The sequence below is a fragment of the Hydrogenophaga palleronii NBRC 102513 genome (assembly GCF_001571225.1).
Taxonomy (GTDB): Bacteria; Pseudomonadota; Gammaproteobacteria; order Burkholderiales; family Burkholderiaceae_C; genus Hydrogenophaga; species Hydrogenophaga palleronii.
The window spans coordinates 74,781-99,596 of the sequence record NZ_BCTJ01000001.1 but is presented as its reverse complement, the minus strand read 5'-3'; the positions used below and the strand labels follow the sequence as shown (position 1 = coordinate 99,596).

The window sequence follows — 24,816 nt, the reverse complement described above, 5'->3', positions numbered from 1 at the left end:
ATTCAAATCAGTCGAAAAGGTCGAGCAGCAGCCGCGCGGCGGTGGACGGCGGCAGCTCGCCCGCCAGCACCTGGCGCGTGCTCTCTTCGAGTTGGTGGCGCACCTGGGGGTGCGCGCGAAAACGTTGCTTGAGGCCGGCGTCGATGCGCTCCCACATCCAGGCGCGTGCCTGTTGCTGGCGGCGCGCGGGCAACTGTCCGTTGTCGGTCTGCAGCTCGCGAAAACGCGTGACCTCGGCCCAGAAGGCGTCCACGCCGCGGCCATGCAAGGCGCTGAGCTGGATCACCTGAGGGTGCCAGATCGCGGTGTCGTGGTGCGCATGGTCTGGGTGGCCGTGCATGCCCAGCAATCGCAAGGACGAGTTGATCTGCGCGCGTGCGCGCGTGGCGGCGTCGGGGTCGATGTCGGCCTTGTTGATGACCACGAGGTCGGCCAGCTCCATCACGCCCTTCTTGATCGCCTGCAGGTCATCGCCGGCGTTGGGCAGCTGCAGCAGCACGAACATGTCGGTCATGCCGCTCACCGCCGTTTCGCTCTGTCCCACGCCCACGGTTTCCACGATCACGATGTCGTACCCGGCCGCCTCGCAGACCAGCATGGCCTCGCGCGTCTTCTCGGCCACGCCCCCCAGCGTGCCGCTGCTCGGGCTGGGGCGAATATAGGCTTGGTCGTGCACCGAGAGCTTTTCCATGCGCGTCTTGTCGCCCAGGATGGAGCCGCCCGACACGGTGGACGAGGGATCAATCGTGAGCACCGCCACGCGAAGCCCCTTGTCAATCAGGTACAGGCCCAGCGCTTCGATGAAGGTGCTCTTGCCCACGCCCGGCACACCGCTGATGCCCAGGCGCAGCGCCTTGCCGGTGTGCGGCAGCAGCGCGGTCAACAGTTCGTCGCCCTGGGCGCGATGATCGGCGCGGGTGGATTCGAGCAGCGTGATGGCCTTGGCCATGGCACGGCGCTGCACGGCCGGCTCGCCGCGCAGGATGCCGCTCAGCAGTGTTTGAGGCGTCACCCCTGCGCCTTCTTGATCTGTTCCAGCACGTCCTTGGCGCTGGCCGGGATCGGCGTGCCCGGGCCGTAGATGCCCTTCACTCCGGCCTCGTAGAGGAATTCGTAGTCCTGCCGCGGGATCACGCCGCCGACGAAAACGATGATGTCGTCCGCGCCCTGCTTCTTCAGCTCGGCAATGATGGCCGGCACCAGCGTCTTGTGGCCGGCGGCCAGGGTGGACACGCCCACCGCGTGCACGTCGTTCTCGATCGCCTGGCGCGCGCACTCCTCGGGTGTCTGGAACAGCGGGCCCATGTCGACGTCGAAGCCCAGGTCGGCGAACGCGGTGGCCACCACCTTGGCGCCGCGGTCGTGGCCGTCCTGGCCGAGCTTGCTGATCATCACGCGCGGGCGGCGGCCCTGCGCGTCGGCAAACGCATTGATCTCGGTCTTGAGGGCTTCCCAGCCCTCGGCGGAATCGTAGGCAGCTGCGTACACACCGGTCACCTTTTGCGTGTCGGCGCGGTGGCGCCCGTAAACCTTTTCCAGCGCATCGCTCACCTCGCCCACCGTGGCGCGCAGGCGGATGGCCTGGATCGACAGACCCAGCAGGTTGCCTTCGCCGCTGTCGGCCGCGGCGGTGAGCGCATCCAGCGCGGCCTGCACCTTCGCACCGTCGCGCGTGGCGCGGATCTGCTGCAGGCGGGCAATCTGGCCGTCGCGCACCTTCACGTTGTCGATGTCCAGCGTGTCGATCGCCGCTTCGGCGCTCAGCTTGTACTTGTTGACGCCGACGATCACGTCCTTGCCGGAGTCGATGCGCGCCTGCTTCTCGGCGGCGGCCGCCTCGATCTTCAGCTTGGCCCAGCCGCTGTCCACCGCCTTGGTCATGCCGCCCATGGCCTCCACCTCTTCGATGATGGCCCAGGCCTTGTCGGCCATGTCCTGCGTGAGGCTCTCCATCATGTAGCTGCCGGCCCAGGGGTCGACCACGTTGGTGATGTGCGTCTCTTCCTGAATGATCAGCTGCGTGTTGCGCGCGATGCGCGCGCTGAACTCGGTGGGCAGCGCAATGGCTTCGTCGAGCGCGTTGGTGTGCAGCGACTGCGTGCCGCCGAACACCGCCGCCATGGCTTCGATGGTGGTGCGCACCACGTTGTTGTACGGGTCCTGCTCGGTGAGCGACCAGCCCGAGGTCTGGCAGTGCGTGCGCAGCATCAGGCTCTTGGGGTTCTTCGCGTTGAAGCCCTTCATGATGCGCGTCCACAGCAGGCGGGCCGCGCGCATCTTGGCGATCTCCAGGTAGAAGTTCATGCCGATCGCCCAGAAGAAACTGAGGCGGCCGGCGAAGGCGTCCACGTCCATGCCCTTGTTGATCGCGGTCTTCACATACTCCTGGCCGTCCGCCAGCGTGAACGCGAGCTCCAGCGCCTGGTTCGCGCCGGCTTCCTGCATGTGGTACCCGCTGATCGAGATCGAGTTGAACTTCGGCATGTGCTTTGCCGTGTACTCGATGATGTCGCCGATGATCTTCATCGACGGCTCGGGCGGGAAGATGTAGGTGTTGCGGACCATGAACTCCTTGAGGATGTCGTTCTGAATGGTGCCGCTCAGCTTGTCCTGCCCCACGCCCTGCTCTTCCGCCGCCACCACGTAACCCGCCAGCACCGGCAGCACCGCGCCGTTCATGGTCATGGACACGCTCACCTTGTCCAGCGGGATCTGGTCGAACAGGATCTTCATGTCCTCCACGCTGTCGATGGCCACGCCGGCCTTGCCCACGTCGCCGGTCACGCGCGGGTGGTCGCTGTCGTAGCCACGGTGCGTGGCCAGGTCGAACGCAACCGACACGCCCTGCCCGCCGGCGGCCAGGGCCTTGCGGTAGAAGGCGTTGCTTTCTTCGGCGGTGGAGAAGCCCGCGTACTGGCGGATCGTCCAGGGCCGCACCGCGTACATGGTGGCCTGCGGGCCGCGAATGAAGGGCTCGAAACCCGGCAGCGTGTTGGTGTGCGGCAGGCCCGCCGTGTCTTCGGCGGTGTACAGCGGCTTGACGCGGATGCCGTCGGGTGTGATCCAGTCCAGCGCGGACACGTCGCCACCGGGCGCGGATTTTTGGGCGGCCTGGGCCCAGGCTTCCAGGGTGGCAGGGCTGAACTCGGGCTGTTTCTGGCTCATGGAGAAGACTCGTTTGAACAGGATCTGAACGCGGGCGATCTTACATCATTCATAATTATTGATGCAGAATTTCCGTGCTGCCGTACAATCCGCCCCTGTTTCCACGACGCTGATTGCCCCGCCCCTACATGTCCGCTTTGTCGCTTGCACCCCGAGCCCTCTACCAGGACGTTGCCGAACTGCTGCGCCAACGCATCTTTCGGCGCGAGCTTGAGCCCGGCAGCTGGATCGACGAACTGAAGATTGCCGAGGAATACGGGATCAGCCGCACCCCGCTGCGCGAAGCCCTCAAGGTGCTGGCGGCCGAAGGCCTGGTCACGATGAAGGTGCGGCGCGGCGCCTACGTGACCGAAGTGTCCGAGAAAGACCTGGCCGATGTCTACCACCTGCTGGCGCTGCTGGAGTCGGACGCGGCCGGCGTGGTGGCCGAACGCGCCAGCGACGCCGAGCTGGCCAGCCTGCAGGCCCTGCACAACGAACTGGAAGCCGCGGCCGGCGAGCGAGACCATTTCTTCGCCATCAACGAACAGTTCCACATGCGTGTGCTCGAACTGGCCAACAACCGCTGGCGCGAGCAGATGGTGGCCGACCTGCGCAAGGTGATGAAGCTCAACCGCCACAACTCGCTGTTCAAGACCGGGCGCATTGAAGAGTCACTGGCCGAACACCGCGCCATCGTGGCGGCCCTCACGCAGCGCGATGCAGCATTGACGGTACAGCGCATGCGCGAGCATTTCGACAACGGCCTCGAAGCCGCGGCCTAGCCCCACGCGGGCCCTCACCCCACCCTCTCCCGGCGGGAGAGGGAGCCAGGCACGCGCTCCGGGGCTGACGCTTCTCCCCGAGCAATACGCGGCAAGAATCCGCTTCCGGGCTGACGTCCTCTCCTGCCGGGAGATGGTCGGGCTGAGGGCTCTCCGTGCACCCAATCGCTCAGGCGCCGACCAGGCCGTCGGGCTCTTCCAACCCCACATGCTCCTGCGCCATCGCCCACACCTCACGCGGTGGCAAGGGCTTGAGGCGGTGGTCACTCCATATCTGGCGCCAGCGGCGCGCACCGCGCAGGCCATGGCGCAGGCCCAGCATGTGGCGGGCAATCGCATACCAGGGGCAACCGTCTTCCAGGAAGGCGCGCTCCATGTAGCTCACCATCTGCTCTTCCACCGCCTCGCGCGTGATGGTGGACGGTGCCGCGCCATAGAACGCCTCGTCCCAGCTGGTGAGCAGCCAGGGGTTGTGGTACGCCTCGCGTCCCACCATCACACCGTCCACATGCTGCAGGTGCTCGGCGATCTGGGCGTTGGTGGTGATGCCGCCGTTGACGGCAAAGGTGAGTTGCGGAAAGTCCTGCTTGAGTCGGTGCGCCAGCTCGTAGCGCAGCGGCGGAATCTCGCGGTTCTCTTTCGGGCTCAGGCCTTCCAGCCAGGCATTGCGCGCGTGCACCAGGAACACCTCGCAGCCGGCCTCACTCACCGTGCCGACGAAATCGCGCACGAAGTCGTAGCTCTCCACGCGGTCGATGCCGATGCGGTGCTTCACCGTCACCGGGATGCTCACCACGTCGCGCATGGCCTTCACGCCATCGGCCACGGTGTTCGGCTCGGCCATCAGGCAGGCGCCGAAGGCACCACGCTGCACGCGGTCGCTCGGGCAGCCGCAGTTCAGGTTGATCTCGTCGTAACCCCACTCCTCACCCAGGCGCGCCGCGTGCGCGAGGTCGGCGGTGTCGCTGCCACCCAGCTGCAGCGCCACCGGGTGCTCTTCGGCGTTGAAGCGCAGGTGCCGCTGCACGCTGCCGTGCGTGAGCGCTCCGGTGGTCACCATCTCGGTGTACAGCAAGGTGTGGCGCGACAGCAGGCGGTGCAGGTAACGGCAGTGCCGGTCGGTCCAGTCCATCATCGGCGCCACGCTCAGGCGCCAGAGGGGAAAAGCCGCTTGCGGCGTTGCAGGTTCTTGGGTGTTCATGGATCAGGTAGCCGTTCTTGTGGTGGACGCGTCCACCTAATTGCCACAGTCCCAGAGAGGCCGAGGTCGCAATGTGCTGTGGTATGTTCGTCTCGCCTTGGCATCACCCCAGGGCACACGGTTTTCCCGTGGCCCGGCGCGCGCCGGTGCCCCCATTTTCGCCCAGCCGGCGCCCTTCTTCTTCCGCCCGACAGAATGCCCGGATCTCCTGCTGCCCTCACCGCCGAGAACGGCCTGGGTTTTGCTCGGGTCGGCACGCACCGGGCGTTTTGATGCCGCTGCGCTTCTCAACCCAAACCTCACTCCTTTGCCACCGTTTGAACATGTTGGGCCTTCCTCCAGACCGTTTGCGATCCGTGCTGTGCACGGCAGCCCTGGTCACGCTCGGTTCCGCCGCTGCCGCGCAGGGGCTTGATTTCGGCCAGGCCTTGCAACAGGCACAGGAAGCCTCGGGCCAGGTGCGCAATGCACGGCTGGACGTGCAGGCCAAAGACCTCAAGGCAGAGGCCTTGTCCAACCTGGGTGGCCCGGCGCTCTCGCTGTCGGGCTTTTCCGGCCGCGTCGCCACCACCTTCAACTTCGATACCTCGCCGCTGGCCAACGCCGCCAACGGCCTGGGCGCTGTGCTGCCAAACGTGGCGATTCCGGCGATCCCGAACACGGTCTCGGTCAACCGCACCTTCAACCTGCATTCGCTGGGCCTCAACGCCAACTGGCCGATCTACACCGGCGGCCGGCTCGAAGCCTTGCACGGCCTCGAAGTCGGCAAGGCCAACGAGGCTCGCGCCGAAGCGCGCGACGTGGAAGACAAGACCGCCACCACCGTGGCGCAACGTTATTTCACGGTGCAGCTCGCCACCCATGCGGTGCAACTGCGCGGTGCGGCAGCCAAGGGCATCGCTGAGCACCAGCGCGCGGCCAGCCGCCTGGAGGCCACGGGGCTGATCTCCACCGCCGACCGCCTGAAGGCCGACGTGGCACTCGACGGCGCCAGGCGGGACCTCGCCAAGGCGCAGAGTGACTTTGAAATCGCGCAGGTCGCACTCACCCGGCTGGTGGGTGCCGCAGCGCCCTCGCCGCTGAGCACGCCGCTGTTCGTCAACTCCGGCTCCGTGGGTTCGCTGCAGTCCTTCATCGACGCCGGCCTGCAGCACAACGCGGCCTGGGACAAGATCGCCAGCAAACGCCAGCAAGCCGACCAGGCCTTGAAGATCCAGACCGGCGGCCAGTTGCCCACCGTGATGGCGATCGGCAACTACAACCTCAACCGCAGCAACGACAAGCTGGTGCAGCCCAACTGGGCGGTGGGCATCCTGGTGTCGGTGCCGCTGCTCGACCGCATCGACCGGGCGAAGATGAAAGAGGCCGCCGTGCTCGACCAGCTGCGCGTGAGCGCGCTCGAAGAGCAGGCGCAGCGCGACGTGCCGACCCTGATCGAGAGCCAGTGGCGCGCCTTGCAGAACGCGCGCGCGCAGTTCCAGTCGATGGACTCCACCATCCGGCTGGCGCGCGAAAGCCTGCGCCTGCAGACCATTTCCTTCCAGCAGAGCCAGAGCACGACGCTGGACGTGACCGACGCGCGCCTGAACCTGCTCAAGGTCGACACCGAACGCGTGCAGGCCGCCTACGAATACGTGATGGCACTGGCCCGCCTGCTCGAAGCCACCGGCCAGCCGCACCGCCTGGCCGAGTTCGCCAAGGCCGCCGACATCCAGATTGAACCCACCGCCGAGTAAGCCCATGTCGAAACGAACCCCGGGCCAGCGCCCCTTCTTTGCCTTCCTCGGCCTGGCCGTTGTGCTCTTCCTCGCCTGGGGCCTGTGGAAAGCCTTCACGCCGCAGGCGCTGCCGCTGCAGGGGCAGATCGAAGCGCAGGAGATCAACGTCTCGTCCAAGGTGCCGGGCCGTGTCGGCAAGGTCAACGTGCAGCTCGGCCAGAGCGTGAAGGCCGGAGACGTGCTGTTTGAACTCGACAGCCCCGAGGTGGCGGCCAAGATCGCGCAGGCGCGTGCGGCCGAAGCGGCCGCGTCGGCGGTGGCGGCCAAGGCCCAGGCCGGCGCGCGCCCCGAAGAAGTGGAAGCCGCGCGGCTGAACTGGGAACGCGCCAAAACCGGCGCCCAGCTCGCCAAGACCACCTACGACCGCGTGCAGACCATGTTCAACGAAGGCATTCTGGCCGGCCAGAAGCGCGACGAGGCACACGCCCAATGGCGCGCCGCCCAACAGCAGGCCGATGCCGCGCAGGCGCAATACAACATGGCGCGCAAGGGCGCACGGCCGGAAGACAAGCTGGCGGCGCAGTACCAGGCCGAACAGGTCGGCGGCGTGTTGTCGGAGGCCGAGGTGGCGCTGGCCGAAACCCTCATCAAGGCGCCTGCGGGCGGTGACGTGAGCAAGATCCAGATCCAGCCGGGCGAACTCGCACCGCAGGGTTTTCCGGTCATCACCCTGGTCAACCTGCAGGACGTCTGGGCCGTGCTGCAGGTGCGCGAAGACGTGATGTCGGCTTACGCAGTGGGCAGCGCGCACACGGCCGAGGTGCCGGCGCTCAAGCGCAACATCGATCTGGTGGTGTCCTCGGTCGGTGTGTTGCCGGACTTCGCCACCTGGCGCGCCGCGCGCCCGGGCGGCACCGACCTGCGCACCTTTGAAATCCGCCTGCGTCCGGCCAGCCCGGTGGCCGATCTGCGGCCCGGCATGAGCGTGATCTTTCCGGCGCCCTGAGTGCGGCCCGTGAGCAACGCCGCCGACGGACAGGCCTCTCTCGCACCGGGCTTCACCGCGGTGCTGCGGCGCGAGTGGCAGCGCCTGCGCCGCGACCCCTGGGACTTCGGCATGCTGAGCTGGATTCCGGTCGCCGTCTGCGTGCTGATCTGGTGGATCTTCGCCACAGGCATCGCGCGCGACATCCCGGTGGTGGTGATCGACAAAGACCAATCGAGCCTGTCGCGTTCGCTGGTGCGCATGCTTGACGAATCGCCCGGCATCCTCGTTGCGGCAGAACTCGGCAGCGATGAGGAGGCCACCGCCTGGCTGCGCGAACGGCGCGCCTATGGCGTGGTGATCGTGCCGGCGGCGTTCCAGCACGACATCCTGGGCGGCCGCTCGGCCACCGTCTCGTGGTTCTACAACGGCCAGTTCTCGGTGCACGTCGGCGGCCTCACGCGCGACGTGCGCACCGTGGTCTCGACCCTGTCGGCCGGCATCGAGATGACGGCGCGTGGCAAACGTGGCGCCTCGCCCGCCCAGGCGGCCGAACAGTTCGAGCCGATCCGCCTGCGCCTGGGCACGCTCTACAACGAGAACGCCAACTACGAATCCTTCCTGGTGCTGGCGCTGATCCCGTCGATGCTGCAGATCTTCGTCGCCGTGGCGGCCATCACCTCCGTCGGCCGCGAGCTGCGCGCCGGCAGCGTGCCGCAGTGGCTGGAAACGGCGGGCGGCAGCTGGACGCGGGCGGTGGCCGGCAAGCTGGCCATTCCGGCGCTGGCCTTTGCGCTGCAGGCGGCGCTGTTCGTGATCTTCTTCGGTGCCGTGCGCGGCTGGGCCATTGAAGGCAGCGGCCTGATGATCTGCCTCGGCCTGCTGCTGCTGATCGCCGCCTACCTCGGCCTGGGCCTGCTGATGATCGCCATCACGCTCACCCTGCGCAACGCCTTGTCGGCCGCGGCCTTCGTGACCGCGCCGGCGTTTGCCTTCTCGGGCCAGGGCTACCCGCTGAGCGCCATGCCGGCACTGGCGCGCGGCTGGGCCGAAGCCCTGCCGCTCACGCACTACCTGCAGTTGCAGGGCAAACACTGGCTGGCCGGTGCGCCCTGGACCTACGGTGTCAACGACGCGCTGGTGCTGCTGGCGTTTGCGGTCGGCACCGGCGGTGCCGGCTTGTGGCTGCTGAAGCAGCGCGCCGGCCAGCCCTCGGCATGGGGGCGCACATGACACAACCGCATTCACACGGCACCGCACCCGCGGCACGCGGTGTCTTCGGCAGTTTTGTCGCCACCTGGCGCGCCATGCTGGGTGACGTCGGCGCCATCATGCTGCTGTTCGTCGGCGGCATCATCTACTCGTTCTTCTACCCGCTGCCCTACTCGCAGGAAAACGTGCAGCAGGTGCCGATTGCCGTGGTCGACCAGGACCGCAGCGCCATCTCGCGCCAGATCACGCGTTACGCCGACGCCCACCCGGCGGTCAAGGTGCTGCAGGTCACACCCGACCTGCGCGTGGCGCAGGACCTGCTCTGGAAAAACGAAGTGGCCGGTGTGCTGCTGATCCCCGAAGGCCTGCAGGGCAAGGTGCTGAGCGGGCGCAAGGCCGAGGTCGAGATCAGCGGCAACGGCGTCTACATGATGATGAACAAGGTCGCGCTCAACGGCCTGGCCGAGGTGGTGGGCACGGTGTCGGCCGGCATCGAGCTCAAGCGCCTGGCGGCCACCACCCCTTCAAGCGCGCAGGCCATGGCCGTGCGCCAGCCGGTCAACGTGAACGCGGTGGCGCTGTTCAACGTGCGCGAAGGTTATGGCTCCTACATCGTGCCGGGCGTGGCGGTGCTGATCATCCAGCAGACGCTGCTGCTGGCGGTCACCCTGCTGTTCGGCACCTGGCGCGAACGCGCGGCCTTCCCGGTGCAGCGCAGCCATGGCGCGTATGTCGGCATGCTGCTGGCGTTTGCCTCGGTGGCCTTCCTCAACAGCCTCTACTTCTTCGGCTTCGTGCTCTGGTGGCAGGACTACCCGCGCGCCGGCAACTTCGGTGGCCTGCTGCTGTTTGCGGCCCTGTTTGCGCTCTGTGTGGCCGCCGTCGGCATGTTGCTGGGCAGCCTGTTCCGCACCCGCGAACGCAGCGCGCAGCTGCTGCTCTGCACCGCCCTGCCCTTCATGTTCCTCTCCGGCCTGTCGTGGCCGGTCGAGGCCATGCCGACGCTGCTGCAAGGCCTGCGCTGGCTGGTGCCGTCCACCGCCGGCATCCAGGGCTTCATCGCCCTCAACCAGCTCGGCGCCAGCCTGAGCCAGGTGCGGTACGAGGCGCTGGCCCTGCTGGCGGTGCTGCTGCTGGCAACCGGCCTGGGCCTGTGGCGCTGGCGTGCGGAAACGGAGCCATCGGCATGAGAAACCCGTCACAACGCCTGATGGCGTCCTTGCGCTTTCGCCAGCTCGAACTGCTCAGCACCCTGGCCGACTGCGGCAACATGCGCGCCGCGGCGCAACGCCTGCACATGACCACTGCCGCGGTCAGCAAGGGACTGAAGGATGTGGAAGCGCTGTTCGAGCAGCAGCTGTTTCACCGCCTGCCGCGTGGCGTGGTGCCCACCGCGGCGGGCACGCTGGTGGTGCAGCGCGGGCGTTCGCTGCTGGCGGAGATGGAACAGCTGTCCGACGAGCTCGCCGCACCGCTGCGGCCCTTGCACGAGCGGCTGAAGATCGGCGCCACGCCCTTCCTCACCTGGACGGTGCTGCCCCGCATGTTCGCGTCGCTGCAGGCGCAAGACCAGTTGCCCGGTGTGCTGCTCCACGAAGGGCGGCTGGCCGACATCGCGCGCCTGCTGGAAGCCGGTGAGGTGGACGCGCTGATCACCATGGACACGCCGTCGGAACTCGGCAGCCTGTCGGCGCAGGGCTTCAGCATCGAACACATCGGGCTGGAGCAGTGGCGTGTGGTCTGCGCGCCGCAGCACGCGCTGGCGGCGCACCGCAGCCGCACCGACGCGCCACTGCGCTGGTCAGAGGTGACGCAGGAGCACTGGATCCTGCCACCGCGCCCGACCAACTCCCGCATGATGCTGGAGCACACGCTGCGCGAACATGGCCTGCCGGCGGTCATCCCGCACATCGAGACCATGAACGCGATCACGCACCTGACGCTGGCCGAGCAGAACCTCGGCCTCACGCTGGCGGCGCAGTGCACGCTGAGCGAGCGGCTGGCGCGCGGCAGCCTGGTCGAGCTGCCAATGGAAGACCTGCCGCCGCCGGTGCGCATCGCCATGGTCTACCGCCGCAGCGGCAACGCGCCCGCCGCTCAGCAGCTGGCGACGCTGGTGGAGGCGGCGCAGCGGGCGAGCAGTGCAGCCGCCGCGCCTTCGCCGGAGAGGCCCAGCGCGTCGAGCAGGAAGTTGTCCGCCCGGAAGTCGCGCGCGTAGGTTGCCTCCAGCAAGGTGAGGCTGGCCGACAGCACCGGCGTGTCCACGCCCGTCGCGCGGCCCAGCGCTTCGAGGAAGGCCAGGCCGAACGGCGCGTCTTCCAGCACATAGCGGTGCTGCAGCGAAGCCGGCCCGTTCGGGCTCATGCCGCGCCGCGTGATCTCGGCCGCCATGGTGTGCAGAGGCCCCTCGGGCACATGGTAGGAACGCGCGTAGTGCTGCCGCAGCGACGGCAGCGTCAGGCCGAAGGCCTGGGCCACCGCGCGGCGCTCCACGTCCAGCGAGTCGGCCATGCGGCCCACCACGGCGGTGAAATGGCCGAACAGCGACCAGGCTTCACCGAGGTCCATGCGCGTCAGGTTCGGGATGACTTCCGCCGCGTGCGCAATCGGGTTGATGTTGGCGAGCGTGGGTGCGAGCAGGTTGTCGGCCAGCACGAAACGTTCACCGAACAGGTCCACGCACGACTGCCGCGCGTCTGAGGGCGCCATCGGCCCCAGCGTGGCCATGTCGATGCGGCCACGCAGCGGGTTGATGTGCAGGCCGCCGTCGGCCTGGAAGTGCGTGGTCGTGAGCGTGGTGCCCCAGCCGCTGGCCTGCACGCCGGGCACTGCCGTGGCAATCCAGAGCGGTGCCAGCGACAGGGCGCCGCTGACGATCAGGTGTTGGCCCGGTTGCCAGATGGCGTTGAGCGGACCGAGCACGCTGCCGTAGGCGTCTGCCGGCAGGCAGACCAGCACCACGGGGAATTCCGCCAGCCGGTCTGGCGAGGCCAGCCACTCGACGTCGATCTCGCCGTTCACCGCGCCGTTGCAGACGAAGCTGGCGCGGTCTGCATGGCGCCGCACCCGGCCGCCGGTGGGCGACCACAGCGCAGGCGCATGGCCGGCCTGCACCAGGAAGGCGGCGGCCGCGCAGCCGACCGGCCCCGCGCCCACGATGGCGACGCGTGAAGTCATGCGGCGGTCCATCAGTCCAGCGACAACTTGCGCTCGGTGATCAGGCGGCCCCACTTGGCGAGGCCTTCCTTGACGTCCTTGTCCAGTTCGGCCGGGCCGCTGGCCACCAGCTCGATGCCTTGCTGGCTCAGCCGGGCCTTGAGGTCTTCGTTGCTCAGCACGCTGCGCACCGATTCGTACAGGCGCGCGACGATGGCGGGCGGCGTGCCGGCCGGCGCGAACAGCGCGAACTTGGTGGAGGCATCGAAGCGCGGCACGCCGGCTTCTTCCACCGTGGGCACCTGCGGCAGCAGCGGGCTGCGGCTGCTGCCCGACACCGCCACCGCCTTCATGCGGCCGGAGCGGATCATGGGAATGGCGACACCGATGTCCACGAAGCCCAGGTCCACTTCACCGGCGGCCACGGCCAGCGTGGCCGGGCCACCGCCCTTGTACGGAATGTGCGTGATGGCGGTGTTGGTCAGGTCCTTGAACAGCTCGCTCGCCAGGTTGCTGGTGGAGCCGTTGCCGCCCGACGAATAGTTCAAGCGGCCGGGCTGCTGCTTCGCCAGATCGATGACGCCCTTGACGCCCTGCACATTGAGCGTGGGGCGCACGGTCAGGATCAGCGGGCTGGTGCCGACCAGTGCGATCGGGGTCAGCCCGTCGAGCCGGTACGGCAGCGGCTTGATCAGGTGCGGCGCGATCGCGTAGGTGCTGTTGGTGGCCAGCACCAGCGTGTAGCCGTCCGGCTTGGCACGGGTCACCTCGCCTTGGGCGATGGTGCCGGCAGCGCCAGGGCGGTTGTCCACTACCACCGGCTGCTCCAGCTGTTTGCCCATCTGGGTGGCCAGCTGGCGCGCCAGGATGTCGGTTGCACCACCGGCCGTCCAGCCCACCACCATGCGGATGCTTTGGGTCGGGTAAGCCGCGCTCTGCGCGAACGCTGCCGGAGCGGCAGCCACCAGGATCCCGGTCAGGGCCGTGGCCCATGCGTATTTGAGTTTCATCGCCAACCTCTTGACATTGCGTTGGGTGACGAGTCTAGGCAGCGATGTGCGTGGCGGCCAGCTATACCTTTTCAAGAGGTCTTAACCACGGGTGAACGCGGTGCCTCTGTGGCCCTAGGTGAGCACCGCGATCAGGATGATGACAGGGATCGGCACACCGAGAAAGAACAGCAAGAGGGATCGCATGAAAGTCTCCTTTGTGAAGTGTCTGGAACCAGGGGCAGGTGTTCAGTCGGTGTCGCGCTGGCGGCCGCCGAAGGTGGCGGCCAGGCTGGCGATGAAGGCACCGGCCAGCAGCGAGACGAACAGCCACAGCGCAGCCTTGGACGAGGCCTTGCGGGCGGTGTCCGCCGCCTCACGCGCCACGGTTTCGGCCTGGCGGGCCTGCATCTGCACGCGGCTGAAGGTGTCGGTCACGCGCTTCTGCGCCTCGGGCACGCTGATGCCGGTGCGCTGCGCCACCCGCTGGCTGAGGTAGCTGGCGTCGGCCGCGGGCAGTTCACCCTTGCGCAGTGCGTTGAACAGAATGCCGGTGGTCTCGGCCGCCATCGCCGCGGGCGAGGTGTTGTCCGGCATGGCCACCGCCGTGCCGTCCGCACGGAACAGGCTGTTGACGAAGTAGCTCAGGTCCTGGTCGCCCCCGGTGGCCTCGTCGGCCACCTGGGTGGCGACGGTGCCTGCCGCAGCGGCGCCACCGGCGGCCACCGTGGCGCCGGCCTTCACGCCGCCACCGACGATGGTGCTGACCGCCGAGGTCAGCAGCGCCGCGGTGAGCAGCGAGGCCACCGCCCAGGCCAGAAAGCCGTGCGCGGTGTCGCGGAAGTACACCTCATCGGCCTGCACACCGGCCCAGCGCGTGCGCAGCCGGCCAGCCAGATAACCACCCATGCCCGAAGCCATGAGCTGCGTGAACGTGATCCACAGGATGGTGGTGACGCCGAACGTGGTGGCGGTGATGCCTTCCTGCGACCACGGCGACACCGAGGCCAGGCCCAGGCCGGTGCCGAGGATCAGCAGGATGAGCGAGAGCGCAGCCGCGGCGGCGGCACCCGCAAAGATGGCCGGCCACGAGACTGCGCTGCCCCCCGCCTCCACAACGGTGGCGGACGAAGGAACGGACGAACCGGGCGAATATGCGGACAAGGCCATGAAGTGTCTCCTGCTGAAATGAGACGCCATCATGGTGGCCGGGCTCGGGAATGCGTGTCGGACGAACCCCCATGCGCCTGTAGGAGCGGCGTGCCCCGCCGCCAGCGCCAGCGCCTGTGCTCAGGTGTGTGCGCGCACCGCGTTGCCGTGGGCGGCGGCGCGGGATTGCTCCAGCACGTAGCGCGTCATCGACTGCGCCAGCTCCTCCTCGCCCAGGAACACCTTGCCGGCGTTTTCCTGTTCGAGCAGGCTGGCCTCTTCTTCGCTGTGCGTGCGCACGACGGTGAGGATGTCGGGGTTGAGCGTGCGCGCGGTCTCGATCATCTGGCGCACGTTGAGCGTGTCGGGCGTGGCGATCACCAGCATGCCGGCGCGCGCAATGTGGGCCTGGATCAGCACCGCCGGGTCGGCCGCATCACCGAACACCGCGGCAATGCCCTGGGCGCGCAGGCGCTCCACCAGTTCGCGGTTCTGCTCGGCGATCACGAAGGGCTGGTGCTGCTCGGCCAGCGCTTCGGCAATGCGCCGCCCGACGCGGCCATAGCCCACCAGCACCACCTGGCGCGAGAGAAACTTCTCGTGCGTGGTGGTCGGCAACTCGGCCAGCGGGTCGTCGCGTTGTTCCATCTCGCGGGCAAAACGCGAGTTCTTGCGCAGCCACGCCTGCAGCGGCTCGATGGCCTTGAACCAGAAGGGGTTGGTGGCGATGGAGATCAGCGCGCCCGCCAGCACCAGGCTTTGCCCTTCCGGCGGCAGCAGGCCCAGCGAAGCCCCCAGGCCGATCAGGATGAAGGAGAACTCACCGATCTGCGCCAGGCTGGCCGAGACGGTGAGCGCGGTGTTGAGCGGGTAACGCATGGCCACCACCAGGGCCGCTGCGGCCACCGACTTGCCGACGACGATGATCAGCACCACGCCCAGCACCTGCAGCGGCCGTTCGATCAGCACAGCCGGGTTGAACAACATGCCGACCGAGACGAAGAACAGCACCGCGAACGCGTCGCGCAGCGGCAGCGATTCTTCGGCCGCGCGGTGGCTGAACTCGGACTCGCGCAGCACCATGCCAGCGAAGAAGGCGCCGAGCGCGAACGACACGCCGAACAGCGCGGCAGAAGCAAAGGCAATGCTCACCGCAGCCGCGACCACGCAGAGCGTGAACAGCTCGCGCGAGCCGGTGCGCGTGACCTGCCACAACAACCAGGGAAATACACGCCGCCCGACCACCAGCATCAGCGCCACGAAGCCGCCCACCTGCAGCAAAGTGATGCCCAGGGTCTGCCAGATCGAAGCCAGATCACCGCCGGAGCCGGAGCCCCCCAGAAAGCCCGCCAGCGGCGGCAGCAGCACCAGCACCAGCACCATGGCCAGGTCTTCCACCACCAGCCAGCCGACCGCGATGCGCCCGGTGATCGAATCCAGAATGCCCAGGCTCTCCAGCGCACGCAGCAGCACCACCGTGCTGGCCACCGACAGACTGACGCCAAACACCAGGGCCGCGCCCAGGCTCCAGTCCCACCACCACATGGCCATGGTCATGCCCATCAGCGTGGCCACCGCCATCTGCACCACCGCACCGGGCAGGGCGATGTTGCGCACCGACAGCAAGTCGTCGAGCGAGAAGTGCAGGCCGACGCCAAACATCAGCAGCATCACGCCGATCTCGGCCAGCTGCGCGGCGATTTCGGCGTCGGCGACGAACCCCGGTGTGAACGGCCCGATGATCACCCCCGCCAGCAGGTAACCCACCAGCGCGGGCAGGCGCAGCTTGGCAGCCATGAAGCCGAGGATCAGTGCCAGACCCAGCCCCGCGGCAATGGTGTTGATCAGTGAAATGCTGTGGGGCATTGGTCGCTGGACTCCTGGATCGAACACGGGTGGTGGCAGGGTTGCGTTCGAATTTACACCAGGCTTTGCGAACGCAAGGCCGGAAATGAAAAACCCGCCGAAGCGGGTTGTGGCTCACGTGGCGCGAGCATTCCATGCAGGGCAACGCCGGTCCGGCTTCGCCGGCCGGCAGTGCCGCCCCCCGGGGGGTGACGGGCTCGCATCGCGAGCCCGGCGCGGGGGGGGAGCCCACTCACCCCATGTGCAAGCCGCCGTTGACCGAGAAGTCCGCGCCGGTGGCGTAACCGCCCTCTTCACTCGCCAGCCAGGCAATGATGGAGGCGATTTCGCTCGGCTCGCCCAGGCGCTTGACCGGCACCGTGGCGACGATCTTGTCCAGCACGTCCGGGCGGATCGCCTTCACCATGTCGGTGCCGATGTAGCCCGGGCTCACGGTGTTGACCGTCACGCCCTTGGTGGCCAGCTCCTGCGCCAGCGCCATCGAGAAGCCGTGCATGCCGGCCTTGGCGGCCGAGTAGTTGGTCTGGCCGGCCTGGCCCTTCTCGCCGTTGACCGACGAGATGTTGATGATGCGGCCCCAGCCCTTTTCCACCATGTCGGCCACGACCTGCTTGGTCACGTTGAACATGGAGTTCAGGTTGGTTTCGATCACCGCGTCCCAGTCCTCGCGCGACATCTTCAGGAACATGCGGTCGCGCGTGATGCCGGCGTTGTTCACCAGCACGTCGATGGTGCCGTGTTCGGCCTTGGTCTTGGTGAAGGCCTCGACCGTCGAGTCCCATTCACCCACATTGCCGACCGAGGCGTGGAACTCATAGCCCAGCGCCTTTTGCTCATCGAGCCATTTCTTGAAGTCGCGCGTGGGGCCACAACCCGCGATGACCTTGAAACCTTCCTTGTGCAGGCGCTGGCAAATGGCGGTACCGATGCCACCCATGCCACCGGTGACGTATGCGACTTTCTGATTGCTCATGTCTTGTGCTCCTTTTGCCTTCTTGGCGGTGTCGTGACCGGAAGGCCCTCCCCTCCGGTGATCCGTTTCGATTTAACCGTGAATTCAGCGTTCGACCGCGAGGGAAACCCCCATGCCGCCGCCGATACACAACGCCGCCAGCCCTTTCTTTGCACCGCTGCGCTGCATCTCGTGCAGCAGCGTCACGAGGATGCGGCAACCGGACGCACCGATGGGGTGTCCGATGGCGATCGCACCGCCGTTGACGTTGACTTTTGCCGGGTCGACGTCCAGCGCCTTGTTGACGGCGCAGGCCTGTGCGGCAAACGCTTCGTTGAGTTCGAACAGGTCGACGTCGCTGGCCTTCCAGCCGGCACGCGCCAGGGCCTTCTTCGATGCCGGCACCGGGCCCATGCCCATGGTGGCGGGGTCGAGGCCGCTGGTGCCGAAGGCGGCGATGCGCGCCAGCGGCGTCAGGCCCAGCGAAGCGGCCTTCTTCGCCGTCATCACCACCACGCCGGCGGCGCCGTCGTTGATGCCCGAGGCGTTGCCCGCGGTCACCGAGCCGGCCTTGTCAAAGGCCGGGCGCAGGCCCGCCAGGGCGTCGGCGCTGGTCTTCTTGTTGATGAACTCGTCGGCGTCGAACACGATGGGGTCGCCCTTGCGCTGCGGAATGCTCACGCCGACGATCTCGTCCTTGAACTTGCCGGCGTCCTGCGCCGCACTGGCCTTTTGCTGGCTGGCCAGGGCGAGCGCGTCTTGCGCTTCGCGGCTGATGCCATGTTCCTTGGCCACGTTCTCGGCGGTGATGCCCATGTGGTACTGGTTGTAAACGTCCCACAGGCCGTCGACGATCATGGTGTCGGTCATCTTCCAGTCGCCCATGCGCTGGCCGTCGCGGCTGCCGTTGAGCACGTGCGGCGACGCGCTCATGTTTTCCTGGCCACCGGCGATCACGATCTCGCTGTCGCCCCAGGCCACGGCCTGTGCCGCCAGCATCACGGCCTTGAGGCCGGAGCCGCAGACGGCGTTGATGGTCAGCGCCGGCGTTTCCTTGGCCACGCCGGCCTTCATCATGGCCTGGCGCGCCGGGTTCTGGCCCACACCCGCGGCCAGCACCTGGCCCATGATCACCTCACCAATGGCGTCGGCCGGCAGGCCGGAGCGCTCCAGCAGCGCCTTGATGACGATGCTGCCCAGCTCGGTGGCCGGCGTCTTGGCGAGTGAACCGCCGAACTTGCCCACCGCGGTGCGGGCGGCTGAAACGATGACGATGTCTTCCATGTGTCTCTCCTTGATGAAATGAATGGGTGTGAACGCGTAGGGGATGGATCAGGAACCGGTGATGCCGCTGCCTCGCACAAAACGAGCCACCTTGTCGGCACCCCGGCGGTGTTCCAACCGGACCCAGGAGTGTTGCCTTCTGCAACAGAAGTTGGCACACCAGGCCGCGGCGATGAAACGGATCAGGCTCTGGCTTTGACGTAACGGCCAGGCGCGGGTTCGATGGCGGTGTAGGCCTTGGCGCGGCCGTAGGTTTTGGGCGCGGCAATCTGTTTGCCCGCCAGCGGCTTGAGCCAGGCCGACCAGTCGGACCACCAGCTGCCCTGGTGTTCGGTGGCGCTGGCCACCCAGTCCTTCACGTCCTCCGGGAACTTGCCGGCCGGGCCGATCCAGTGGCTGCGCTTGTTCTTCGATGCCGGGTTGATCACGCCGGCGATGTGGCCCGAAGCGCCCATGACAAAACGCTTCTTGCCCGGGAACACCTGCGTGCTGCCGTAGGCACCGCCGATGGGCACGATGTGGTCTTCGCGCGAGCCGTAGATGTAGACCGGCAGCTTGACCTTGCGGAAGTCGATCTTCTCGCCGCACACCGTGGTCTTGCCCGGCTTCACCAGGTTGTTCTCCAGGTACATCTGGCGCAGGTACCAGGCGTAGTACGGGCCCGGCAGGTTGGTGCTGTCGGAGTTCCAGTACAGCAGGTCGAACGGCGGTGGCGTCTCGCCCTTGAGGTAGTTGCCCACCACGTAGTTCCACACCAGGTCGTTCGGGCGCAGGAAGCTGAAGGTGGTGGCCAGGTCGCGCCCGGGCATCAGGCCGCCCTCGGCGAACTGCGCCTCACGGTACTTGACGAAGTTCTCGTCGATGAAGACGTCGAGGATGCCGGTGTCGCGGAAGTCGAGCAGCGTGGTGAGCAAGGTGGCGCTGTGCACCGGCTCTTCGCCGCGCGCGGCCAGCACCGCCAGCGCCGTGCCCAGCATGGTGCCGCCGACGCAGAAGCCGAGGGCGTTGATGGTGTCGGCGCGGGCGACATCCTGCGTGACGGTGATGGCCTTGATCACCGCGTCTTCGATGTAGTTGTCCCAGGTCTTGTGCGCGAGCGACTCGTCCGGGTTGCGCCAGCTCACCACGAAGGTACGGTGGCCCTGCTCCACGCAGTAACGGATCAGCGAGTTGTCGGGCTGCAGGTCGAGGATGTAGAACTTGTTGATGCAGGGCGGCACCAGCAGGAAGGGCCGCTCGTACACCTTGGCGGTGAGCGGCTTGTATTCGATCAGCTGGAACAGCTCGTTCTCGAACACCACCGCGCCTTCGGTGGTGGCCACGTTCTTGCCGACCTCGAACACGCTCTCGTCCGTCATCGACACATGGCCCTGCTTCATGTCGTGCAGCAGGTTGGCCACGCCCTTGGCGATGCTCTCGCCCTGCGTCTCGATGGCCTTCTTCTGCGCTTCGGCGTTGAAGGCGAGGAAGTTGCTCGGCGCGCTGGCGTCGATCCACTGCTGCACGGCGAAGCGCACACGCGTGCGGGTCTTGTCGTCCCCCTGCACCGCGTCGGCCATCGACATCAGGGTGCGCGCGTTGAGCAGGTAGGCAGCGGCGGCAAACGAGGCCAGCGGATTGCTGGCCCAGGCGTCGGAGGCAAAGCGGCGGTCAGCGCCCGGCTTCACGTTCGGGCCCTGGTTCCAGAGACCGGCCAGCTCCTTCAGGTAGTTGTTCTGGATCTCCAGCAACTGGGCCGGGTCAAAACGCACCTGCTGCCCGTGGTTGGCCTGGCTGAACAGCTCGCCCATCGCCGGCAGGCCGGAAAAGGCGGTGCCGGTGCCGGGTGCACCGGGTGTGGCCATGCCGAAGGGGTTGGCCGCGCCGGCCTGCGGCATGAAGGCGCGAAAGACCGCGAAGGGGTCGCTGCCGGCACCCGCGGCAGGGGCGGCCGCCGCACCCGGCATGGCCTGGGCCATCTGGAGCCATTGCTGGACCAGGTTCTGCTGGAACTTCTGCGCGTTTTCCAGCCATTCATTGGTGGGATTCTTGCCCGTGCTCATGCCGATCTCCTGGTGTGATGCCTGCGACTTATCATGGCCGTCGCTGGGGGAACATTTCCGGGGCTCCCATGGTGTCGGCGAAGCGGTCTCCGCCAGCCGACGTGGTTTCCCGGGCTGCAAGGAACGCTGTGTATCTGGTGGTGATCGGTTGGATGTATGTGGTGCTCATGATGTCGGTGGCCGAAGCGACCAACACCACTGGCTCTGTTCTGGGAGCCATTGTGACCTTTTTTCTATACGGTTTGCTGCCGGTGGCACTGGTGGTTTACCTGATGCGAACGCCGCAGCGGCGTAAAGCACTCAAAGCCCAGGAAGCCCGGGAAGCCGCAGAACGCGCCGCGGCGGCGCTGGCCGCCACCACGGCCACCATCGACAACTCAGGCGAGCCAGACACAGGCGGCCATGCGGCCGGTGCTGCCCAGGCGCAGGGCATCGCGCCGGTGCGAAAAGAACTGTGATGCCTGCGTGACGGTGCACCAGGCGGCGCTGCCGTCGTTGCCGTGCACGTTGCTCACACCCGCGGCCTGCAACCGCCGCCGCGCCAGCGCCGGAAGGTCGGCCAGAAACTTGCCCTCGGTGTGCGGCCAGAAATGCAGCGCCGCTTCGTGATCGGCGCCGACAAACGCCTCACACACCTCAGGCCCCACTTCAAATGCCTGCGGCCCGATGCAAGGGCCGAGCCAGGCCAGCACTTCGCCCTCGCCGGCCGTCTCGCGCAAGGCGCGCACGGTGGCTTCGATGACCCCGTTGGCCAGGCCGCGCCAGCCCGCATGGGCCGCCGCCACCGCCGTGCCCGAGGCATGCGCCAGCAGCACCGGCAGGCAGTCGGCCACCATGATGGTGGCGGCCAGCCCCGGCCCCTGCGCCACGCAGGCGTCGGCCACCGAACCATCGGCACTGTTGGGTGACAGGCGCAGCACCTCGGTGCCATGCACCTGCTGAAGGAACACCGGGCGTGCGGGCGCGGTGAGCGCGGCCAGCCGCTCGCGGTTGGCGGCCACGGCCAGTGGCTCGTCGCGCACGTGGTCACCCAGGTTGAAGCTGTCGAACGGTGCCACCGACACGCCACCGGCGCGGGTGGTGAACAGCGCCCGCACGCCGGGTGGTGCCGGCCAGTCGGGCACGATGCCGCCGTCGGGCTGCAGCAGCATCAGGCCTCCGCGTCGGGGCAGGCCGAAGGCTGGGCCTGCTGGAACGCCGGCAGGGCCATGCAGGCGTCAAACGCCGCCATGGTGCGCGGCAGGCCGCTGAAATCGGTGTTGAAGCGCTGGCCGTTGAAGATCTGCGGCACCAGGCAGCAGTCGGCCAGGGTCGGCGTGTCGCCAAAGCAGTAGGTGGATGCGGGCTGCTGTTCGAGCTGGCGCTCGAAAGACTCCAGCCCGGTGCGCACCCAGTAGCGGTACCAGACGTTCTTCGCTTCTTCCTCGACCTTGAGTTCCCTGGTGAGGTACTTGAGCACGCGCAGGTTGTTGATGGGGTGGATCTCGCAGGCCACGATCTGCGACAGGGCACGCACGCGCGCACGGCCCGGCGCATCGGCCGGCAGCAGCGCGGGCGCGGGCTGCAGCTCGTCCAGGTACTCGATGATGGCCATCGACTGCGTCAGGCGCGTGCCGTCGTCCAGCTCAAGCAGCGGCACCAGGCCTTCGACCCCGATGTCGCTGAAGGCGGCTTGTTTGTGTTCACCGCGCGCGATGTGCACCGGCACGTAGTCGTAGGCCATGCCCTTGAGTGCGAGCGCAATGCGCACGCGAAACGAGGCCGAAGAGCGGAAGTAGTTGTAGAGCTTCATGGGCTCGAGGATAAACCGCTGCGCTCACCCGCAGCGGCGTGCCACAACCAGACCTTCAACTGGATTCGGTGGGGCTCCGCTGGATTCCATGGGAGAACGCGGCCAGCACGCCCAGCACGCTCTGCACCGCCGGGTTGGGTGGTGGCGAGCGCCGGTGTGCCACGGCCATCGGGCGCGTCAGCGAGGGCTGCAGATGGCGCACCTGCACGCCCGGCGTGTGCAGCTGGTCCTGCACCTCCTCCAGCGGCAGGATGGCCGCGCTCTGGCTGGCGGCGGCCAGGCTTTTCAGCGCCCCCGGATAGCTCATGGTCAGGAACGGCCGCGGGTTGTGGCCTGCCTGACCGAACCAGGCCGCAATGAGGCCGTGCATCTGCGTGGCCGGCGCGAATGAGGCCCAGCGGCGCCCCGCCAGCCAGTCGGGCGTCACATGCTCGGGCGGATTCCAGGACGCGGGCAGCAGCACCACCATGTCGTCGTTGCGCCAGGGCGTGAGTTCGATGTCGCTCATGGCGGGCTGCGGGCTCGCGACGATGGCCACGTCCAGCGTGGCGGCTTTCAGCCGCTGCATGGCCTCGGCCGAACCCACGGCTTCCAGCTTGATCTCCACGCCCGGGTTGCGTTGTGCCAGCGCCTCCAGCATCAGCGGCAACAGCCGGGTGCTGACCCCGGCCGACACACCGACCTTGACCATGCCTTCGCGCCCGGTGGCGCGCCGCTGCACCAGATCGATCAGGTCGTCGCTGGCCACCAGCAGCTTGCGACCCTCCTGCACCAGGACTTCACCCGCCGGCGTCAACTCGGCGCGCCGGCGCCCGCGCACCAGCAGGCTGGCCTGCATGCGCGACTCCAGCTCCTTGATGTGCAGGCTGATGGTGGGCGGCGCGAGATGCAGCGCCTGCGCAGCGGCGGCGAAGGTGCCGAGATCGGCAATCGCCACCAGCGTCTGCAACTGGTCGAGGTTCAGGTTTCGCATCAGGATTTGTGACGTTGACGGTCATTCAATTCAACTTTACAGATGATATGCCCGCGAAGAGCATCGTCTGCATGCCAGAGCACCGCGTCACCTCCACCCCCGCCTCCACCTCCGCCCCCATTCCCACCCGGACGGGCAGCCAGTCAGCCCCGCCCCCTTGCACCGCAGCGACGAAAAAAAACCGCAGCGCCTGGCGGCGTGCGGTCGAGTGGGTGCGTCGCTGCGGCTCCGCCGCCGGCGCTGCGCTGGCGCGCGCCGAGCGGCACATCATGGAGAACTTCCGGCAACCGCCTCACGGCGGCTGAAGCCTCGCGCGCAGCATCAGGACTGGGCGCCCAGCGTCAGGTAGTCGGTGTAGCCCTCGGCGCCACCGCCGTAGATGGTGTTCTTGTCGGTCGTGTTGAACGGGCCACCTTGCTGCAGGCGCGCCACCAGGTCCGGGTTGGAGATGAAGGGCTTGCCGAAGGCCACCAGGTCGGCGCCGTCCTGCAGCGCGTCCCTGGCCAGCGCCAGGTCGTAGCCGTTGTTCACCATCCAGGCGCCCTTGCCACCCGCCTCGCGGTAGGCCGCGCGCAGGGCGGCGTAGTCGAACGGGCGCTCGGCGATCTCGCGCGGGCCGCCGGTGGCGCCTTCAATGATGTGGATGTAGGCCAGGTTCAGCGAAGCCAGTTGCTTCACCACGTAGGTGAACAACGGCTGCGGGTCGGCGTCGTGCACGTCGTTGGCCGGCGTCACGGGCGAGAGGCGGATGCCGGTCTTGCCACCACCGATGGCGTCGACGATGGAGCGCGTGACTTCCAGCAGCAGGCGGGCGCGGTTCTCGATGCTGCCGCCGTAGTCGTCGGTGCGCTGGTTGCTGCCGGTCTTCAGGAACTGGTCGAGCAGGTAACCGTTGGCGCCGTGGATTTCCACGCCGTCAAAGCCGGCGGTGTCGACCGCATTGCGCGCCGCCACGGTGTAGCTGTGCACGATGCCGGGCAGCTCTTCTGCCTTGAGCGCACGCGGCTCGGAGGTGTCGACGAAGGTCGGCACGCCGTCCTTGATCAGCACGGTCTTGGTCTTGGCGGTGATGGCCGAGGGCGCCACCGGTTTGCCACCTTCGGGCTGCAGTTCGGTGTGCGAGACGCGGCCCACGTGCCAGAGCTGGACCACGATCTTGCCGCCCTCGGCGTGCACCGCGTCGGTCACGTGTTTCCAGGCGTCGAGCTGGTCGGTGCCGTACAGGCCCGGCACATCGGAATAGCCCTGGCCCTGGTGGCTGATGGCGGTGGCTTCGGTGATCAACAGGCCGGCGCTGGCGCGCTGCTGGTAGTAGGTGGTGGTGAGCGCGGTGGGCACGGCGTTCGGCGCGCGGTTGCGCGTGAGCGGCGCCATGACGACGCGGTTGGACAGCTGGATCTGGCCGGCGGTGGTGGGTTCAAACAGACGGGGCATGGTGTGTGGGTCGGTGTGGGGCTGTGGACGAAACGAGGCGGCCGCGCCACAAGGCACAGGCCGATGCCGCATTTTGAGCAGCCAGGGTGACCGCGTTTCACCGAGACGCAAAAAGCCCCACCGCGCCAGGGACG

General features: G+C 67.6%; 20 protein-coding genes and 1 pseudogene. 7 read left to right on the top strand and 14 right to left on the bottom strand.

From position 1 onward, the window contains the following. Positions 1 to 7: 7 nt before the first annotated feature. Together meaB and scpA are read right to left on the bottom strand one after the other, a co-directional pair. Entirely contained in the window at positions 8 to 1,012 is a 1,005-nt protein-coding gene (gene meaB, locus HPA01S_RS00475) for a methylmalonyl Co-A mutase-associated GTPase MeaB (protein ID WP_066265263.1), read from the bottom strand. After that, positions 1,009 to 3,165 (bottom strand): methylmalonyl-CoA mutase, encoded by a 2,157-nt coding sequence (gene scpA / locus HPA01S_RS00470; protein WP_066265261.1) that lies wholly within the window; start codon positions 3,163 to 3,165, stop codon positions 1,009 to 1,011. Before scpA ends, meaB begins: the two co-directional genes overlap by 4 nt. Positions 3,166 to 3,293: 128 nt before the next feature. Here scpA and HPA01S_RS00465 point away from each other — a divergent pair, with 128 nt between their 5' ends. Further along, positions 3,294 to 3,929, top strand: coding sequence for a GntR family transcriptional regulator (locus HPA01S_RS00465; protein ID WP_066265259.1), 636 nt, complete (start codon positions 3,294 to 3,296; stop codon positions 3,927 to 3,929). Positions 3,930 to 4,098: 169 nt separating this feature from the next. Here the strand turns inward: HPA01S_RS00465 and dusA are convergent, their stop codons facing one another. Continuing rightward, the gene (dusA, locus tag HPA01S_RS00460) at positions 4,099 to 5,130 is read right to left on the bottom strand and encodes a tRNA dihydrouridine(20/20a) synthase DusA (RefSeq protein ID WP_066265255.1); all 1,032 of its coding nucleotides are present in this window, start codon (positions 5,128 to 5,130) and stop codon (positions 4,099 to 4,101) included. Positions 5,131 to 5,453: 323 nt separating this feature from the next. Between dusA and HPA01S_RS00455 the strand changes: the two genes are divergently transcribed. The 5 genes and pseudogenes from HPA01S_RS00455 to HPA01S_RS22500 all read left to right on the top strand — a co-directional run. Next, entirely contained in the window at positions 5,454 to 6,866 is a 1,413-nt protein-coding gene (locus HPA01S_RS00455; RefSeq protein ID WP_084360368.1) for a TolC family protein, read from the top strand. Between the two features lie 4 nt (positions 6,867 to 6,870). Continuing rightward, complete coding sequence (locus HPA01S_RS00450; RefSeq protein ID WP_066265251.1) at positions 6,871 to 7,854, top strand: HlyD family secretion protein; 984 nt, start codon at positions 6,871 to 6,873, stop codon at positions 7,852 to 7,854. Between the two features lie 9 nt (positions 7,855 to 7,863). Then, the gene (locus HPA01S_RS00445) at positions 7,864 to 9,066 is read left to right on the top strand and encodes an ABC transporter permease (RefSeq protein WP_066266153.1); all 1,203 of its coding nucleotides are present in this window, start codon (positions 7,864 to 7,866) and stop codon (positions 9,064 to 9,066) included. Next, a complete protein-coding gene (locus HPA01S_RS00440) occupies positions 9,063 to 10,235 on the top strand; it encodes an ABC transporter permease (protein WP_066266150.1) in 1,173 nt (390 codons plus the stop codon). The genes HPA01S_RS00445 and HPA01S_RS00440 overlap by 4 nt, the downstream gene beginning before the upstream one ends. Further along, a pseudogene (locus tag HPA01S_RS22500) lies at positions 10,232 to 11,110 on the top strand (LysR family transcriptional regulator); the annotation flags it as partial. The gene HPA01S_RS00440 and the pseudogene HPA01S_RS22500, both read left to right, overlap by 4 nt. A gap of 32 nt (positions 11,111 to 11,142) precedes the next feature. Here HPA01S_RS22500 and HPA01S_RS23770 read toward each other — a convergent pair. From HPA01S_RS23770 to HPA01S_RS00400, 7 genes are all read right to left on the bottom strand, one after another. Then, positions 11,143 to 12,222 (bottom strand): NAD/NADP octopine/nopaline dehydrogenase family protein, encoded by a 1,080-nt coding sequence (locus tag HPA01S_RS23770; protein WP_306307094.1) that lies wholly within the window; start codon positions 12,220 to 12,222, stop codon positions 11,143 to 11,145. Between the two features lie 11 nt (positions 12,223 to 12,233). Next, positions 12,234 to 13,211 carry a tripartite tricarboxylate transporter substrate binding protein gene (locus tag HPA01S_RS00425; protein ID WP_066265243.1) on the bottom strand — a complete coding sequence of 326 codons (978 nt, stop codon included), beginning with the start codon at positions 13,209 to 13,211 and terminating at the stop codon, positions 12,234 to 12,236. Positions 13,212 to 13,439: 228 nt separating this feature from the next. Continuing rightward, positions 13,440 to 14,360 carry a hypothetical protein gene (locus HPA01S_RS00420; RefSeq protein ID WP_084360365.1) on the bottom strand — a complete coding sequence of 307 codons (921 nt, stop codon included), beginning with the start codon at positions 14,358 to 14,360 and terminating at the stop codon, positions 13,440 to 13,442. 120 nt (positions 14,361 to 14,480) lie between these two features. Next, entirely contained in the window at positions 14,481 to 16,205 is a 1,725-nt protein-coding gene (locus HPA01S_RS00415; protein WP_066265241.1) for a cation:proton antiporter domain-containing protein, read from the bottom strand. A 232-nt stretch (positions 16,206 to 16,437) separates the two neighbouring features. Continuing rightward, entirely contained in the window at positions 16,438 to 17,178 is a 741-nt protein-coding gene (gene phbB / locus HPA01S_RS00410) for an acetoacetyl-CoA reductase (protein WP_066265238.1), read from the bottom strand. 84 nt (positions 17,179 to 17,262) lie between these two features. Beyond that, a complete protein-coding gene (locus HPA01S_RS00405; RefSeq protein WP_066265236.1) occupies positions 17,263 to 18,441 on the bottom strand; it encodes an acetyl-CoA C-acetyltransferase in 1,179 nt (392 codons plus the stop codon). 182 nt (positions 18,442 to 18,623) lie between these two features. Further along, positions 18,624 to 20,483 carry a PHA/PHB synthase family protein gene (locus HPA01S_RS00400; RefSeq protein ID WP_066265232.1) on the bottom strand — a complete coding sequence of 620 codons (1,860 nt, stop codon included), beginning with the start codon at positions 20,481 to 20,483 and terminating at the stop codon, positions 18,624 to 18,626. A 68-nt stretch (positions 20,484 to 20,551) separates the two neighbouring features. On the opposite strand from HPA01S_RS00400, the gene HPA01S_RS00395 reads away from it, so the two are divergent. Then, positions 20,552 to 20,941: a hypothetical protein gene (locus HPA01S_RS00395; protein ID WP_066265230.1), complete on the top strand. Its 390-nt coding sequence runs from the start codon at positions 20,552 to 20,554 to the stop codon at positions 20,939 to 20,941. Here HPA01S_RS00395 and pgeF read toward each other — a convergent pair. From pgeF to HPA01S_RS00370, 4 genes are all read right to left on the bottom strand, one after another. After that, positions 20,861 to 21,634 carry a peptidoglycan editing factor PgeF gene (gene pgeF / locus HPA01S_RS00390; RefSeq protein ID WP_066265228.1) on the bottom strand — a complete coding sequence of 258 codons (774 nt, stop codon included), beginning with the start codon at positions 21,632 to 21,634 and terminating at the stop codon, positions 20,861 to 20,863. The two genes, HPA01S_RS00395 and pgeF, sit on opposite strands and share 81 nt — an antisense overlap. Next, positions 21,634 to 22,275, bottom strand: a complete 642-nt coding sequence (gene maiA, locus HPA01S_RS00385) for a maleylacetoacetate isomerase (protein ID WP_066265222.1) — start codon at positions 22,273 to 22,275, stop codon at positions 21,634 to 21,636. Before maiA ends, pgeF begins: the two co-directional genes overlap by 1 nt. Positions 22,276 to 22,330: 55 nt before the next feature. Continuing rightward, positions 22,331 to 23,248: a LysR family transcriptional regulator gene (locus tag HPA01S_RS00380; RefSeq protein WP_066265221.1), complete on the bottom strand. Its 918-nt coding sequence runs from the start codon at positions 23,246 to 23,248 to the stop codon at positions 22,331 to 22,333. 321 nt (positions 23,249 to 23,569) lie between these two features. Further along, the gene (locus tag HPA01S_RS00370; protein WP_066265213.1) at positions 23,570 to 24,682 is read right to left on the bottom strand and encodes an alkene reductase; all 1,113 of its coding nucleotides are present in this window, start codon (positions 24,680 to 24,682) and stop codon (positions 23,570 to 23,572) included. Between the last annotated feature and the right edge of the window lie 134 nt (positions 24,683 to 24,816).